Source organism: Citrobacter sp. CRE-46, from assembly GCF_059615875.1.
In genome coordinates, this window is the sequence record NZ_CM184341.1 from 2,353,290 (window position 1) to 2,368,864 (window position 15,575).

Here is a 15,575-nt window from a genome sequence, read left to right on the forward strand (position 1 = left end):
TTAGCCTGGATAAATTCCGCGATCTTTACGTGCCAGCAAAATACGCTCACAGGCGACAATATAGGCGGCGGTACGCAGAGAGCAGGATTTCTCGGCGGCTTTTTCCCACACGTGCACCATCGCATCGGTCATGATTTTATCCATGCGTTGGTTGATCTCTTCTTCGCTCCAGAAGAAGCTTGCCATGTCCTGAACCCATTCGAAGTAGCTGACGGTAACGCCGCCGGCGTTACAAACTACGTCAGGAACAACCACAATACCGCGGCTTGCCAGAACGTCGTCGGCATCCGGATAGGTTGGACCGTTGGCGCCTTCGAGTATCAGTTTACAGGTCAGCGTTTCAGCGCGGTGACGGGTGATCTGACCTTCGAGCGCGGCAGGGATCAGAATGTCCATCTCCAGGCTCCAGAAAGCCTCGCTGGCGATGGTTTCAGCCCCCGGGAAACCAGCAATCTGTTTGTGCTCCAGTTGCCAGGCTGACAGCGCGGACATGTCGATGCCGGTAGCGTTAAACAGCGTCGCGGTGTGATCCTGAATAGCGACTACGCGTGCGCCAGCTGCCGCGAAAAGACGGGCGGCTTCACTGCCGACGTTACCAAAACCTTGCACCGCGACGCGAGCGCCTTCAACGTCGATATTGGCACGACGAGCCACTTCCAGACCGCTGACAAAAACGCCGCGACCGGTGGCTTTATCACGGCCTAACGAGCCGCCGAGGTGAATAGGTTTACCGGTGACCACGCTGGTCACGGTGGTGCCGTGGTTCATGGAATAGGTATCCATCATCCAGGCCATCACTTTACCGTTTGTACCCACATCCGGCGCAGGGATGTCTTTCTGTGGTCCAATAATAATGCCGATTTCGCTGGTATAACGACGGGTCAAACGCTCCAGTTCGCCTTCAGACAGTGAGAACGGATCGACGCGCACACCACCTTTGGCACCGCCGTACGGCAGATTCAATGCTGCGCATTTGATGGTCATCCATGCGGACAGGGCCATCACTTCATTAAGATCAACATCAGGATGAAAACGCACACCGCCTTTGCCCGGACCGCGGGAAAGGTTATGTTGCACGCGATACCCTTCAAAATGACGGATAGTCCCGTCATCCATTTGTACCGGGATATCGACAATCAACGCGCGTTTTGGGTGACGCAGGGTATCCACCCAATGGGAAAGTTCGCCCAGGTAAGGGGCCACACGCTCGATTTGTTGCAGGTAGGTATTCCAGGCAGATGTGCTGCTATCTGAAGCGTAAGATAACTTATCCATGATAAACCTTAGTTATAAAAGTAATATGTTCTTAATTTGGCCGTGGTATACAGTGAATCTCACCATATACACCTAAATTTAACATTTTTTTTCAAAGGACGGCCTGCTTGCCCAGCTCGGTTTATCTGTATTACTAGTGTGGGCTTTAGATGTTTGTTGAATAGTTATACTTTCAATGTGGTGTTTATTGAAAATATTTGCTTTTAAAATGGGTTAATATGCATTTGTTGTGAAATTCATAATTTGTCAGATTTATGACGCACCTCTAAAAGTAAACAATATGATAATAAAATGTATTTTCCTTATTGCTTTTTAGCGGGGCGTCAATAGGTAACGACAACGGTAACGGTATCGGCATAGTTGTCGGGTGTGTAGTTCGCGCTGGGAACGGTGGCGTAAACCGGGTACGCCGTGGTTGTACCCGTGCCGTTACCCGCGACGGTATTGAGCGCTGTATTGCCCCAGACCGTACCGGAAGGTCCTGGCGTTGAGCTAAGCTGGTAGGGGACTTTATCGGCATTCGTCCCCGTCCCGGTCATTTGACCGCTACCCGCCGTATTCCCGTTGGAGGGTTGCAGACCGATGGTGTAAGGGGTGTTATTAGAGCATGCGACGCCTACGGTATTTGAAGCCGTCAGATTACGTCCGGTGGCCTTTGTTGGCGTAAAGCTGATATTAGTTGCCGAGGTGATGTTGCATTGCTTGCTGACAGCCGCTGATACGGTGAAAGGAAACCTGGCGGCAACGGTATCGCCACAGGTGGTGGGCGGCAAAACCAGGCCGGGATTGAGCGTGACAAATGCTGTCGCCGTCGTATAGCTATCCTGATAGTTTCCTGGTACAGCTGCGGTTTGCGGGGTGACTATCTGGGCAGAGACCGTTAGTGAACCAGTGACTGGCGTGAGATTGAGCAAGTTAAGTTGCACCATCGGAAACGTGGTCCCCGTCTGGTATTGGCTACCCCAGACATTCGTGCCATTGGCACCCTGATACAGCTGATAGGTCAACGTTCTGCTCGGGTTGCCGCTTAACGACATATTTCGGGGTGTCACCTGACCACTGACGGCCGAGGCGCCAATATTAAAACACAGATTGATCCCCGCCAGCGTGTCACCAAGCTCTTTGGTACAGGTGTAGCTGAACGTCATTGTTGACGTAGTCCCGGTGGTTGACAGCGGATTTACCGGGCCAAAATTGATGGGTTGGACATTGCTCACCGAACAGGTCACCGCAGGGCTAATCGCCGGATAAAAGAGCACGGCAGCGATGAGTAATAGCTGTCTTAACCTCATGAGCGTACTCCTGTTATTGTGGCCGGCAAACCAACGGGCCTATTTGTACAATCCCTTTCGCTGAGGCGGGATAGTCAAATTGCACGCGACATCTCCCCGTCTCCGTATCGACGCGGAGCGTATTGTGGTGCTCCAGAGTGTCGAACCAGGTCATGCCGTCAAAGCCAACGACTGACGATTGTCCTGCTCCGCTGGTGGCGTACGCCATACTCCCCTCCGGAATTGGTTTCCCCTGGTCGTCAACGAGGATAACCTGCGCGGCACGTATGGGAGTGATGCCGAAGCTAACCAGCGTACCGGAACGGTCCGCAGGCGTTGCATTTGTTTCAACGCGGGCGATCCGCATATTGGCGGGGAGATCCATCGGGTCAATACTGATCAAATTATTTTGATAACTGTTCAGTGGGGTGACCAGCAGCAGACCCTGGTCGTCGCTACGACCGATCAGGTTATTTTGCAATTTGATCGGCACATCGGGGACACCGTCAGTTGAAACCACGGCAAAACCATTATTGATTTCTCGCGCTGCAAACACGCCGCCTCCCATGGCCACCAGCGATCCGGTGGCACCCACATAGCCGTAATGGTTATCCGGTAAACGGCTGAGTCCCGCATAGGCTTTGCCGTAACGCCCCAGGAATCCTACTTCACCCTGACCACTTTGCCGGGAACTCTGCTGACTGGCTGCCAGATTCCACCCCCAGCCGCCGTCAGCAGGTGGCGTCCGGCTGGCATTGAACTGGTAGTCGGTTTCATCGTTGGTGCGTTGTATGGTGCTGCTGGCGCTCAGGTTATTTTCAGTCGTTATCGTCACCATCAGATAGAGGCTGCGATCGCGGTTATCATCAATATTCTGGTTGAACCCGGCATTGAGTGAAATGTTATCCGTGATGGTTTTAAACCAACTGGCGTTGGCATAACGCACCGCGTTTTCGTGCGGATAACGAAACTGAAGGTAGCTCAGGCTAACGTTACCGGCAGTTTCCAGCGAATAGCCAATTACCGTGTTGCTGCTGAGCGTGGGCGGCGGCTCGCCATAATGAGTGGCAACGTCACGATAATCGCCCGATGTTGCGGTGGTACTGGTACTGAAATTAAAGCGTTCGCCGGACCAACGATAACCAAAACTGTACAGAAATCCGCTTGTTCCTGAGTCGGTACTTGCGGCCAGGGCGGTAGAAAATGTCCCGCTACGGGTCCCTGGGATCCAGTCGTTACCGAATCCCGTATTGATAAGTCCATCGCTGGCTTCAGCATGAGTACCTGCCGTGAACGTGTTGCTGAATCCGCGACGCCATGTCCCACTTAACACTGGCGCGCTGGCATACTCAAATGAGGAGTAACCATAATTTTTGCGTACCATGCCCAACTCTGCTGACCAGGCCGTTAATCCTTCCCGTAAAAGCTGTTGGTCATTGTAGAACGAAAAGTTTTGCACACTCGTTCTGCCCAGCGCATCCGTCATCATCACCTGGCCCGTCCCCGCGCCGCTGATATTGGGCATGGTGTTGATCTGGAAACTCCCTGCAGGGACTTCTCCGTTGTAGTACCTGACGCCGTCGACATACAGTTCCACGCTTGAGGGTAGCGTCGCTGAGCCAAGGTATGCGGGGAGCGGGGTAGTTGGCATATAAGGCTGCAATCCAAAATCGCTTCCTATCTGAATACCACCGATGCGGGTTGGTCGTGACCAGATGAGTGAACTTGTCAGGGTATCGCCAATGGTCACTGCCAACATGGTTTCGGGAAATGACGATCGCCAACTGGTATCAAGACGCGCAAAGCTGTTATCTGCATATTCCTCGTTGGCGTATTGTGTCAACTGGGTTGTACTTAGCACACCTGAAGCATTAAACGCGCGTAGTTCGCTAAAGGTATTCACTGCGCTTTCATCTCCCTGCTGGGCGTATATATCGTAATTAAGCAGCGCTCCGCGTGATGTTGTCACCGACGGCGCAGGCGTTACAGGCGAGTTAAGCTGAGTGATAGCAAGGTCGAGTGAACTTAATGGCGCGGTGAGCGAGAGCGTTTGCAACTGAACGTTGTAGTCAACGGTTAGTTGGGGGATATCGTTCAGGCAGACAGGGGCAATGGCATCTGGCGCAAAGCGGAAACCCATTTGTCGCAGAGTGTCTGTGCCTGCATAGAGCTTTCCATTGTCATAGCCAAAATGTACCAGCCCGACGGGATTTCCGTTCAGGGTGACATCGAGATAGAGATCGATACCCGCGAGTCGGCGTGCGTCATTGATAACATTCTTTTCCTTCAGATTATTATTCAGCGTTTGTGCACAAACCATTCCCGATATTAATACTCCATTGAGAAAGCAAAACCTCACCAGAAACCAGGATCTCTTACAGATCTTGTACTGTTTTTTGGCCATTGATTGTTACTTCAACTTTCCCGCCGTAATGTGTATCACTGGCCGACGGAGAGACTACCCAGCGCATTGTGGAACCTGGAAGAACATAACCTAACAGTCCCGGCGTAATAACTTTCTTAGTGCCGTTTGGGGTTATATAGGTTGCAGCAGATAATTGCGCATGCCCATTTCCCTTATTACTGACTTCAATAAATTTTTTGCCATCGAGTTGTTGCAATTTCCATTGTAGTTTTGCTTCTGCTGGTGCTGTTGAGACCGGTTGGATGAAAACGGGCACGGAATAATGCAGTACAAACTGAAGTTTATTTTTTTGTACTTTTGCTGGCGGCAACTCATCAATTGATAACCGATAGGCATCTTCAGTATGTGTCGATGGCGGACCTGTGCGAATAACGCGAATCAACTGGCGTTCTCCGGGGGCTAATGCCAACATCGGTGGGCTAATGACCAGTCCTTGAGAGGGTGAGAGTCTGTCGCTATACGCGTTCTGAGTCCAGTGAAAAACCCGAACCTGGGCATTAAGCATATTTTCCCCTGCGTTGCTAAGCCAGATACCATCGGCGTTTTGCGTCGCTTGCAAGGTTAACGTAACGGGGGCTATTTGCAGCCCGCTGGCGGCAGCAAATTTTACGCTCACAACCATCCCTAGCAGGCATGCGCAGGCACACTGCTGAACAGGCAGTTTTATTCTCATGTGGTTACCTGAGGCTAGTAATTAACGTTAACTGTTACCGTATCGGCATAGTCGTCAGGAGTGAAGTTGGCGCTCGGAGCGGTGGCATAAACAGTAAACGTCTGCGCCTGGCCGGTGCCCGTCGCCGCCACGCCGTTTCCTTGCGTGGTGTCAGTGGCGGTATTTCCCCACACCGGACCTGTTGCTGATGTTCGGTTCAGTTGATAGGGCACTTTATCCGTATTGGTGGCGGCGTTAGCCACGGAGGACATTGCCCCAGAACCTGTCGTCGTTCCGCCATTGGCGGCTGAAGGTGCCAGACCAATAAAATAGGGGGTAGTCTTTGAACAATTAATGGAAATGGTATTACTTGCACTGGTATTTGTTGCTGTAGAATTGACAGGCAAAAGAGTGATGTTTGAAGCTGAACCGGCGGTAACGGTGCATGCCTTCTGAATCGTCATCAATACCTGAAACGTACCACTGGTCGTCGCTGCATTTGCCACTGAAATAATGGAAAAGGTGCAGCATAAAAGAATCAAGCGTTTGTCCAGGACCAGAGCCATATCTTTAACCTTTTTCAAATAACCACATTTATTACTGTAGAAAAACAATAATGTGGCACAAGAAGACATGATTTAACCCTAGGATAAGTATTAGTCGTCCGCCAGTTGATCTAATAAATTTTACTTAGGAAAAAGGTGATGCCACCTACAAAAAAATAATACCAATGAGTGAGTATGTTTTTATTTTTTTCTGCTACCCGTGCCGCAGGCTCCTGGCAGATAAGATCATCATGCGTACAGCGGTCAGAAGGGGGGAGAAGAAAGCTTTGAATGGACGTATTAACGCATTCTGTCTTTACGGCGTCCGTCAGCTTGAGGCCCGTGGAAAATAACTTTATATCCCTGCTCATTCCAGTGTTGCAGCAGTTCATTTTGTCGTCTGGTTGGCGCCGTACCGGTCCAGACGAAAAGCGTTTGCCCGGGGAATAGCTCAGGACGTGGTGTTTCAATAGGCTCTGCAAGAATGGCGATATGCCACCCGGATTGCGATAAGCGCCAGGCCTCAAGCCATAAACGGGTTCTGTCTTCAACATCCCAGGCCATCAGAATGGCATCTTTCCCTGACTTGCGACGCGTTTCTGACAGAAGTACCGCAACATATTCGATCAGCGCGCCGTCAAGCATGCTGTTCATTATGCGAGAGGTATTATGATCAAGTATGAGTCGCTGGCGTACAGGAAGATAGACTCGGTCAATCAACGCATCGACCGGATACGCGCGGCCAAGAGAGAGCATTTTGGCCCGCAGCTTCGGCGGATTGGCCATCCGCAGAATGCTCATCATCTCTTCCTGCAATTGATTCCAGTCATCATCAGTTTCGCGGGTACTGGTTTCCAGTAATGCTTTCACTTTCCCGACAGGCGTACCATTGCTAATCCAACGTTTGATTTCTTCAATACGTTGAATATCCTCTTCATCAAAGAGTCGGTGTCCGCCTTCGCTTCGTTGAGGTTTGAGTAAACCGTAGCGTCGTTGCCATGCCCGAAGGGTTACAGGATTTATCCCGCAACGTTCTGCGACGTCGCCGATGCTGTAATAAGCCATAGTTCCCCCAAACACTCCTGATTCTCCGTCACCGATATGCGGTTCCTGTCACTTTGTACAACATGCATCAAATTGTACAAAACATACAGAGCATTCTAGCAAAATTAAGATTTACTTTACTATCACGCGTGAGAATATTGCTGGCTTTAACCTCAGAAAAGGGGGGAGGTAACAAACGTCTTTCATAATCCATTGAATATTAATGATTTATTGTGTGGCTATTTATTTTCTCTCAGGCCATGCCACAGAAGGGGTACCGTTCAGCAAGGCTGCTGCAAATAAGTTACCCTGGAAAAGCTCGATCCCAGCGGATTCAAGCCACATCCATTCTTCGGGTTTTTCAATGCCAACGGCTGAAAGCTGAATCTCAAGTGAAGTACAGCATTTAATGATCGCCTGAATGATAGCCTGTCTTGGGCCACTTTTATGGACATCAGCAATGAGTTCTCGACTGATCTTTATTCTGTCCGGCTGGAAACGAGACAGAAGTAAAAGCCCGGCATAACCCGCGCCAAAATGATCAACTGCCACACAAATCCCTGCCGCTTTAAGTGATTTTACCGCCTGTGCAAAAGCATCAAAGCGGGAGATGACTTCGCTCTCGGTAAATTCCACGATGATTTGTTCAGGGACCAGTCCATTTTCGGCTATTTCATGAATCAGAAAGTTAACAGCGTCGGGTCTGTTCACCAGCGTCATGGGTAACAGATTGACTGACAACATTTTTTCACCAAGATTCAGAGCGCTGGCCATGGCAAATGCCGTCTTTTTACTTTCCAGATCCGCGGTGTACATCTCTTCCGTGCTTAATTTGTCAAAGTACGCTGCCGGAGTTTCCCCATCTTTACCACGAATAAGCGCTTCCAGAGCGATAACGCGTTGTGACATAGGGTCGATAATTGGTTGAAAGGCAAAGGTGTAGTCGGTATTTGACGCGAGCTCTGCTTCATTAAGGGTTGTACAACTTTTATCGGTGATAAAATCCCAGAAATCGGCAGAAGGGATTTCAAAATAAGTCGATTTTTCCGTTGCCAGTACGAATGTCCGGAAAAACTGCAATGCCCGGTCATCATAGGTGAGCTGGAATTTTGACGTCCCCTGATTCAGTACAGCTTGTAAGACCTCAGCCCGTTCATGTTTTTGTAAATCAAATAACTCCATCCCGACCTTCCCAAACCGGCGAGCAGGAGCATAATCGCACATCAGCTCGACAATATTGTAGTGCCGTGAGTCGTTACAGATACAGCGATAAATCTCCTTCACTTGCTCCTCTGGGCCTTCGAGCAGCTGGAAAAAATGCTGACCGTTAAAGAGCAAGATCCCTGTAACATCAGAGCGCCTGTTTTTCAGATTTGCGGCCATCACCATATCCTCAATCGCACAGAGGGGGGCGTCATCACGTAGATGGCTACGGTAAATAATGGTCGTGAGCATGGACAGTCCGGGATTAAGGGATGAGGTGAGGTAAGGACAGTATCAGACAAACGCGGTTATGTCCTGATTTTCAATACATTATTTTAACCATAAATTTACACGTATAAGGCTATACAGACGCCGTAACCGCTCCCGGGAAACAAAGGCTGTACAGTGCCTGGAGGTGTTGTACTTTTTATTTTCACTCTAATTCATTGAAAAATATAATATAGCACTTTATGTTAAAATTTGCTTTATCTTCGTGTACACATTTTTGGTACAACTTTGCTACTGTTATAAAACTTAATACTCATCAGCATTTTGTTACAGGAGCAACATATGCAGCAGCACAGAGTTCTCACTGATTCCGCAAACGCAATTTCTCGTTACTTTGCAAAAGCGCATCTTCCTACACAGCAGGAAACATTGGGAGAAATCGTCACTGAGATACTAAAAGATGGACGCAACCTGAGCCGAAAGTCACTCTGTGCCAAGCTTTTGAACCGTCTTGAAAAAGCATCTGGTGAGGACGAACAGAAGCATTACAATGCCCTAATCGGCCTGCTTTTCGAATAAAGGGACACCCTAAAACATATAAATGGGGAAAGTAGTGAAGTAGTTATGAAGAAAACTGACCATGAACGCTTGAAACACGAAATTACAGGTTTAGCTGTTATACAGATTTTGCGCATGAACACGGTAATATCATTACCCGCATTGATTAAGCAATTACGTCTTATGAAGGCAAGTGAAGTGGATGCCGGGCGTAGACATCTTATTGACAGCATAATTCATGATTTCACAGATTCTAATCCGGCAAGGATGAACCCCAAACCGGAAAGAACTGTTGATGAGAGTGTATTCAGTGGCAGTAAAAAGCCTAAATTACATTAGAGACCATTTTCCATACTATACAAGCGAGGTGACTATGCTTCAGGAAATGAATGTTCACAGAGCAATTGCAGATAAGGCTTTGTCGAGTTACTTCCGTAATGCCGGTGAGCTATTAGCAGATGAATCCGTTGTATTGGGGCAGGCAGTAACAAATGTGATTTTAGCTGGCGATAATGTTAATAATAAAAACATCATTTTAAGCCTAATCGCTTCACTGGAATCGACAACAGATGTTGTTCAGGCTGATATCATCAGAAAAACACTGGAAATAGTGTTGCGCTATACAGCTGACGACGTCTAATAAAATTATTATATAATCATGAAGCTCCAGCATCCATAGTATGTGCTGAGTATTTGTATACTTTGAATTAAGACTACACATAGCATCTTCACATTCTTAGACCACATTATTATGGGCTTGATATGATTAATTCAATTCCGGAAAATTATATTTTCCAGTGCGCTTTATACAAGAATTTAGAGCGCAATGTGATGTTAAAAATGGGTTATGTCAGTGATGATGTTCTTGTTCAGGCGCTCAGTGCACAGTTGAAGAATGAGAAGAATGCTATATTAACCGATCTTTATATGCAGATTATGAGTCACTTTCAACCAGCTATTCGTTCTGAACCCCGTCAGGTTAATTGTGATTTTTTAGAGGTCATAAATGATGAATACAGTTCAGGAACACGCCAGACAAGCACACTTGTGGATTGATGATGTTTTTATCAGGCAAGGTCTGGAGAATATTCTCGCTGATATAGAGTATAAAGATAAGAATGTGCGTCTAGTTTTCTTTACGATCAACTACTTCAACACTGTAAAAAAACAAAAGTATGATCTCAGGACGCATCGGCTGGTGCTTCTGATTGATGGTCATCTGTATCAGTACCTCAATGAACTTTCATTCTACAGGCTTCCTGTAGACAGTGGCGTAGCCTCAATCAAAAAATTTATCGCTGAAATTATCAGCATTGATACTGAACACGACCAGCAAGCTGAAATAAATATCGTCCTGACTGAACGGGATAAATACATCTTAACGCAATTAGGGGAAGGGCGGACAATTTCTGAAATTTCTGGCTTGCTGAACCTGCACTTAAAAACGATTTACCTGAGCAGGCAGAATCTGATCAAGAAACTTGGTTGTTCGGGGTTGATTGATTTTCAAGGAATACTGCAAACTCCAATATTCAGGCACTGGCTGGAACATGCCTGAGTAAATTACAGGGTGTGGATTTAAAAAAAGGCTAAAATGAAAAATCCACGCCGTGGCGTGGATTTTGAAATCTCATTGTTAAACGCGTCTAGACGTTGAGCCGTGATTTTAATTATATTTTATTGATATTTAATTTTTTATTAAAAAAATTTATCTTAAGCATACTCATTTTTGTACTCATTTTGGAGTTGGCTTGCTTTCGTAATGAGAAGGTCGTAGGTTCGACTCCTATTATCGCACCAATCAAGCATCTCTCAAAGTCTACTACAGTTCACTGAAAAACCTTATAATCAGCATCTTCCAGCTCTCGCTTGTATTCTGACGTCTACTGACACCCCCAAAAATCTACATGCATATGGGGGTAAGTTTGGGGTTGATGCTTGACGTCAGCTTTGGGTTCATGCTGCTAGTTAGTTGAGGATTGATACTGCTCGTGAGGGTTGGATTGAGGCTCGACATCAAACTGGGGTTACGACTATTTGGAATTCTCATAGTGTCTCCGTGACGACTGATAAATTTCAGAGTAGCCTAACGCTTATTTTAACGGCAGCCCATATTTAACCACGTGTTAACCCCCTGAACAAGCTAGTCCAACTTTAAGTAATTATAATTAAATTCACCCGTATAAAGAATGTCTGCTATTGGCACTAAACGGGCTAAAGCAGACTGATTTGATGAGATAAGGGTATAGATGAATTCTCCATACCCTTGAACGATTACTTCCCAGTTGATTTGCTTGGTTTCAGTCCTGGGGTATTGCCGGGTGTATCCTTATTATCACGTCTGCGTTGATCGGGTTTTCCTGTTGATTTTGCAATTGGTTTTGGACCAGGTTTAAGCCCCATAATCATACTCCTTAGCCATGTCAGAGGTTATTCCTCAGTGTGGATATAAGGGGAGCGGTAAGAATTATCAAGCTTGGATGGGCGGTGAAAAGTGACTGCTTGACTATTATGTGAGAAATGTCAGCTTTTAACACATAGCGGCCAGCCCATTACTGAAGTTAGCCAAAAATGAGTCGCGATGAGCCCTCAATAATGAGGGCCACCTCGGAGATTGTTAGGCTGATTGCGCCAATTGCCGATGCAGGAGCTGCAGACTAGTTCCCGCCCCAGCCCATGCAGTAGCCGAGCCGACCACATACAAGTTTTGCTTGGCGCGTGAGACGGCTACATTGATTATGTTTGGCGGACTGGCCGCCCACTGACGCGCCCTTTGCTGACTCGCTTTCGGCGCACCCAGCAACAGGATTACCGTGTCCGCTTCTCGACCCTGGAACGTGTGGATCGTGCCTACACGATCACGGCACCACTCATCCAATTTTGCGCCGAACGCCCGCAGCAGATCGGTCTCTCTGTCGAGACGCCGACGCATGTTCTGCTCTACGATCTTGAATGGTGTAATGATAAATACGTCCGGATTTGTAATGCCCGATGCTGCAAGCTCTTTGAGCATTCGTACAACCGCTTCGCCCTCGTCGGGGCACCATTTTGTTTCAGCATCGCCATTGATATCCACCCAGCGAGATCTCCCCAGAGCCGAGCCGATAGATCCTGGGCTTTTAGGCCCGACAGCATGGACCATCTGCCCGGCATAGGCGATGGAGTTAGAAACATCGAACATTGGGTTCTGGCAACGCCTGTGAACGAGGAGTGGCAGCCCGACGTCTCGATCGCCTACGTCCATGACGAAAGTGGATTTGAAGCGCGATGCCTGATCAGCAAGGGTCTGCGTAGATGCTGCGGGGGCAGACCATTCGATCTGGTCAATGTTGAAGAACTTGCAGATTTCGGCGTTCAGCTTTTCAGGAAGTGAAACTACAGGTGGGATTTGCAACGGGTCACCTACCACGATGGAGCGCTTTGCCCGCATGATAGCTCCAACAGCTGCCTGAGGAACGGCCTGGCCGGCTTCATCTACCAGAAGCCAGCCTATGCTATCTGGTGGCAGATCCCCGAACATCGTCCGAACAGAGGCGAATGTCGTGGACACGGTCGGCACAACCATGAAAAGGCTCGACCAAAGGTCGGGGAGAAGTTCACGGTGAGCGGAAGACAGGAAGGCACCAGCTACCATGCCTGACATCAATAACCCAAGATTGTGTTGCAAGCGGCTGGCCGAAGCATCGATGAACGTTTTATGCACAGTCAGGGCAGCGGCGAAAAGATCCTCCCGCAGGCGATGAACCTCATCGGGAAGCCATGGTGCAGTGAGGTGGATAGCCTCGTGCTCGCGCTCGAAGAACCTCTCATCAACGACCCTGTCTCCCATACGGTTTCGTGCCTGTGCCTCGGTTGCCTTCAATTTCGAGACAGCCTGACATTTGCTGGAAATTTCCTGGTCGAGTTGCTGTAACTGGGACTTAGTATTGCTCCATTCAGCCCTTGCAAGCTCCAGGGCACCGTCCGTCCCCTGCGCCCGTATGACTGATTGCTGCAAGGTCGCCGAGAGCTTCTGCAGTGTCGATCTCCACGACTTCCAGGCCGCAGTCGCAAACAAACGGGAGAAGAAACCTGGACGGCAAGCTAGATGGCTGTCGAGCATGATCTTGTCCTGCTCGATCTGCGATTTTGCCTTCTCATGCTCTCGTTGGCAGGATTCAGCAGTCTGATGTGCCTCTTCGACAGCTTCAATCAGACTCGGACGACGCTGTTCCACCCTTTGTTGTTCAGTAGTCGCTCCCTTGAGTGCCTGGATATCCCGTCGCATCTCTTCGATGCTGGCGATTTCGGCGTCTACCGTTTCCTTGAGTTTAAGAAATGCGGTTCGCGCTTTCAGCCAGGCTGCAGCAGCATCCGCTTCGTTGGTGCTGGGCCGCTCATTGACAACCACGCTGGGCATTACGCGATCGATGATTTCGCCTGTTCGTTCGTCCTTGATCTCACGCATGACATTTATGCCGCGAGCTGCTTTCAGGTAGGTAAGGAAACCACCGTCTTCATTCCACCAGAAACATTGCTGGAACGCGCCTCGGTTGCTGCTCTTGCCGAGAGCAGCGGCAATCAGCCCCCAGGTTTCGACAGGGTCGGAGGGGATGTCCCCCTCGGTCTCGGCTTCGAAATAGCCGATGCGTTTGGGGTTCGCAATCAGGTCGCTGATGGACCGGAAATAGGCGATTTGTTCATGACGACCATTGGCTTCCTTGAGAGGAAGCTCTTTACTGACGTTCTCGACCGCTTTGTTATTGGAGGACGCTACAACGATCTCATGGCCTTTTAAGGATGCATGTAACTTGTAGAAGTGCAGGAATGCATTGGAGCCGAATGCCAGCTTCTCGCCTGTTGTGGAAAAGGCATCCTGCGGTTTATTGAAGCCGCACATCGCCGTGGCCCGATCAAGAATGCACCCAACGACAATATCTCGCAGAAGAGTGGTCTTTCCGGTTCCCGGAGGCCCATTGACGCCGATAATACCTGGAGCATCATTCAGCTCAGCACGCGCCGCATTCACGGCAGCCTGTTGAAGCAGCACCAGTGGATGGCCGCCTTTCGAAGGCCAACGAGCTTGCGGCATGAGCGACGGTGCGACGAATGGCTCAACCGCGGAAATGGGCGATAGCACGTCGATTTTCTGTTCAGGCCTGCCAATTCCCATGTAGCGGCGCAAACCGGCTCCGGCTTTGCCCGTCTCGAGCAATTTGGTTGCTTCACCGAGATCTTCAAGATAGAAGGAATTCAGTAACGAAGGTTCAGGCAGCGCCTTGGCCTTGAAATGATGAAACACCTTAATCGCGAATGTGGGTGGCTCAACCAAATGCTCCGGTACACTGAACTGCGATACAAGCCATTTATAAGCGTTATGAACAACATTCAGATCGATCGGTATGGGTTCTCCATCCTCGTTGTGGCGGCGAACTATTCGATCCAGATGCGCGATAATGCGCGGCTCAACATTCGGCCAATTCCCTAAGCTTCCAAGCTTCAGATCGAGAGCCGGCTTGAGTGCCCAGGCAAAACTGGAAACGGCAACGCCTTTGTCCTCAAGCACATAGCCTTCTTTGTCGATTAGGATCGAGCCAATGGCCGCTTTCTTACCGTCCGGGCGTGAATGCTCCTCATCCTCGCCAAAGACCTTGACCAGCTCGTCCGTCGCCTTGTCGAGAGCGATAGAGCCGAGGACGACCTCGAAATAAAGCTTATAACTGGGCTTGCTGCGGGCATTTGGTCCCCATGGAATACCTCGCTCCAATAGAGCAACCCTGGAGCGGTCGCCGGTTGCCATATCCTCTGGGCGTTTATAACCTTGAGGCGACAGTGCTTCGAGGGCTGTCCATGCTGCCAGTATTGCTCGCGCATCATTCGCCTTATTTGATGGAGAAAAAGACGGGAGCGGACCTAGATCGATTTGGTTTTTGTCGAATTTCTCTTGCATGGCAGAGTCTGGGATGGTCTTCGGTATAGTTGCGGGCGCATTGTGGGGCACAGCTTGAGAAAATGGTATGGACGCCGAATCGGGATTACATGTCGATGAGCTGGAAGCCGACATGGCGAGCTCGGTGCGGTCGCTGAGTGCAGTTAGAGATTGCTCGATTTTAGACGTCAGAGCCCGCGCCCTGGCAGTGTTGCGAAAGGCCAGCTCGCTCAACAACTGTTCAAGTTCACTAACATTGTTGCGGGACTGTTCGAAGATTACTTCCAGATCGAAGATAGATTTTTGTGCATACTGCCGTGTCTTCATTTATTTCTGCTGCTCCGTATCCCTTCAGTTAAGCGATATTATGCTAATTAGCTTGATTTCTAAGACTATTAACTTGCGCTCCTGACGCAGATCCCAATCTCGTTGGGATGCTTAACTTGCGGCTTGCGTGAGAAGAAGG

The 15,575-nt window shown here is 49.0% G+C and carries 13 protein-coding genes; 5 read left to right on the forward strand and 8 right to left on the reverse strand.

Annotation, left to right across the window (positions count from 1 at the left end; all coding sequences use genetic code 11):
* From AC534G_RS11300 to AC534G_RS11330, 7 genes are all read right to left on the reverse strand, one after another.
* Positions 1 to 1,275, reverse strand: coding sequence for a Glu/Leu/Phe/Val family dehydrogenase (locus tag AC534G_RS11300; protein ID WP_038641196.1), 1,275 nt, complete (start codon positions 1,273 to 1,275; stop codon positions 1 to 3).
* Between the two features lie 323 nt (positions 1,276 to 1,598).
* On the reverse strand, positions 1,599 to 2,567 hold the full coding sequence (locus tag AC534G_RS11305; RefSeq protein ID WP_038641194.1) for a Csu type fimbrial protein: 969 nt from the start codon (positions 2,565 to 2,567) through the stop codon (positions 1,599 to 1,601).
* Positions 2,568 to 2,580: 13 nt separating this feature from the next.
* Entirely contained in the window at positions 2,581 to 4,866 is a 2,286-nt protein-coding gene (locus AC534G_RS11310; RefSeq protein ID WP_110497887.1) for a fimbria/pilus outer membrane usher protein, read from the reverse strand.
* Positions 4,867 to 4,921: 55 nt separating this feature from the next.
* Positions 4,922 to 5,644: a fimbrial biogenesis chaperone gene (locus AC534G_RS11315; protein WP_110497889.1), complete on the reverse strand. Its 723-nt coding sequence runs from the start codon at positions 5,642 to 5,644 to the stop codon at positions 4,922 to 4,924.
* 14 nt (positions 5,645 to 5,658) lie between these two features.
* On the reverse strand, positions 5,659 to 6,189 hold the full coding sequence (locus tag AC534G_RS11320; protein ID WP_038641187.1) for a Csu type fimbrial protein: 531 nt from the start codon (positions 6,187 to 6,189) through the stop codon (positions 5,659 to 5,661).
* A 279-nt stretch (positions 6,190 to 6,468) separates the two neighbouring features.
* Positions 6,469 to 7,233, reverse strand: a complete 765-nt coding sequence (locus tag AC534G_RS11325; RefSeq protein ID WP_496594547.1) for a MerR family transcriptional regulator — start codon at positions 7,231 to 7,233, stop codon at positions 6,469 to 6,471.
* 222 nt (positions 7,234 to 7,455) lie between these two features.
* Positions 7,456 to 8,667 (reverse strand): diguanylate phosphodiesterase, encoded by a 1,212-nt coding sequence (locus tag AC534G_RS11330; RefSeq protein ID WP_110497891.1) that lies wholly within the window; start codon positions 8,665 to 8,667, stop codon positions 7,456 to 7,458.
* Between the two features lie 318 nt (positions 8,668 to 8,985).
* Between AC534G_RS11330 and ycgZ the strand changes: the two genes are divergently transcribed.
* The 5 genes from ycgZ (at position 8,986) to AC534G_RS11355 (ending at position 10,759) form a co-directional block, all read left to right on the forward strand.
* A complete protein-coding gene (ycgZ, locus tag AC534G_RS11335; protein ID WP_038641180.1) occupies positions 8,986 to 9,222 on the forward strand; it encodes a regulatory protein YcgZ in 237 nt (78 codons plus the stop codon).
* A 45-nt stretch (positions 9,223 to 9,267) separates the two neighbouring features.
* Positions 9,268 to 9,540 (forward strand): hypothetical protein, encoded by a 273-nt coding sequence (locus AC534G_RS11340; RefSeq protein WP_038641178.1) that lies wholly within the window; start codon positions 9,268 to 9,270, stop codon positions 9,538 to 9,540.
* A gap of 34 nt (positions 9,541 to 9,574) precedes the next feature.
* Positions 9,575 to 9,841, forward strand: coding sequence for a biofilm/acid-resistance regulator YmgB/AriR (locus AC534G_RS11345; protein ID WP_038641176.1), 267 nt, complete (start codon positions 9,575 to 9,577; stop codon positions 9,839 to 9,841).
* Between the two features lie 122 nt (positions 9,842 to 9,963).
* A complete protein-coding gene (locus AC534G_RS11350) occupies positions 9,964 to 10,257 on the forward strand; it encodes a hypothetical protein (protein WP_038641174.1) in 294 nt (97 codons plus the stop codon).
* Positions 10,208 to 10,759, forward strand: coding sequence for a LuxR C-terminal-related transcriptional regulator (locus AC534G_RS11355; protein ID WP_038641172.1), 552 nt, complete (start codon positions 10,208 to 10,210; stop codon positions 10,757 to 10,759). Before AC534G_RS11350 ends, AC534G_RS11355 begins: the two co-directional genes overlap by 50 nt.
* Before the next feature lie 1,059 nt (positions 10,760 to 11,818).
* On the opposite strand, the gene AC534G_RS11360 is transcribed toward AC534G_RS11355, so the two are convergent.
* Positions 11,819 to 15,436, reverse strand: coding sequence for a DEAD/DEAH box helicase (locus AC534G_RS11360; protein WP_110497893.1), 3,618 nt, complete (start codon positions 15,434 to 15,436; stop codon positions 11,819 to 11,821).
* Positions 15,437 to 15,575 lie beyond the last annotated feature (139 nt).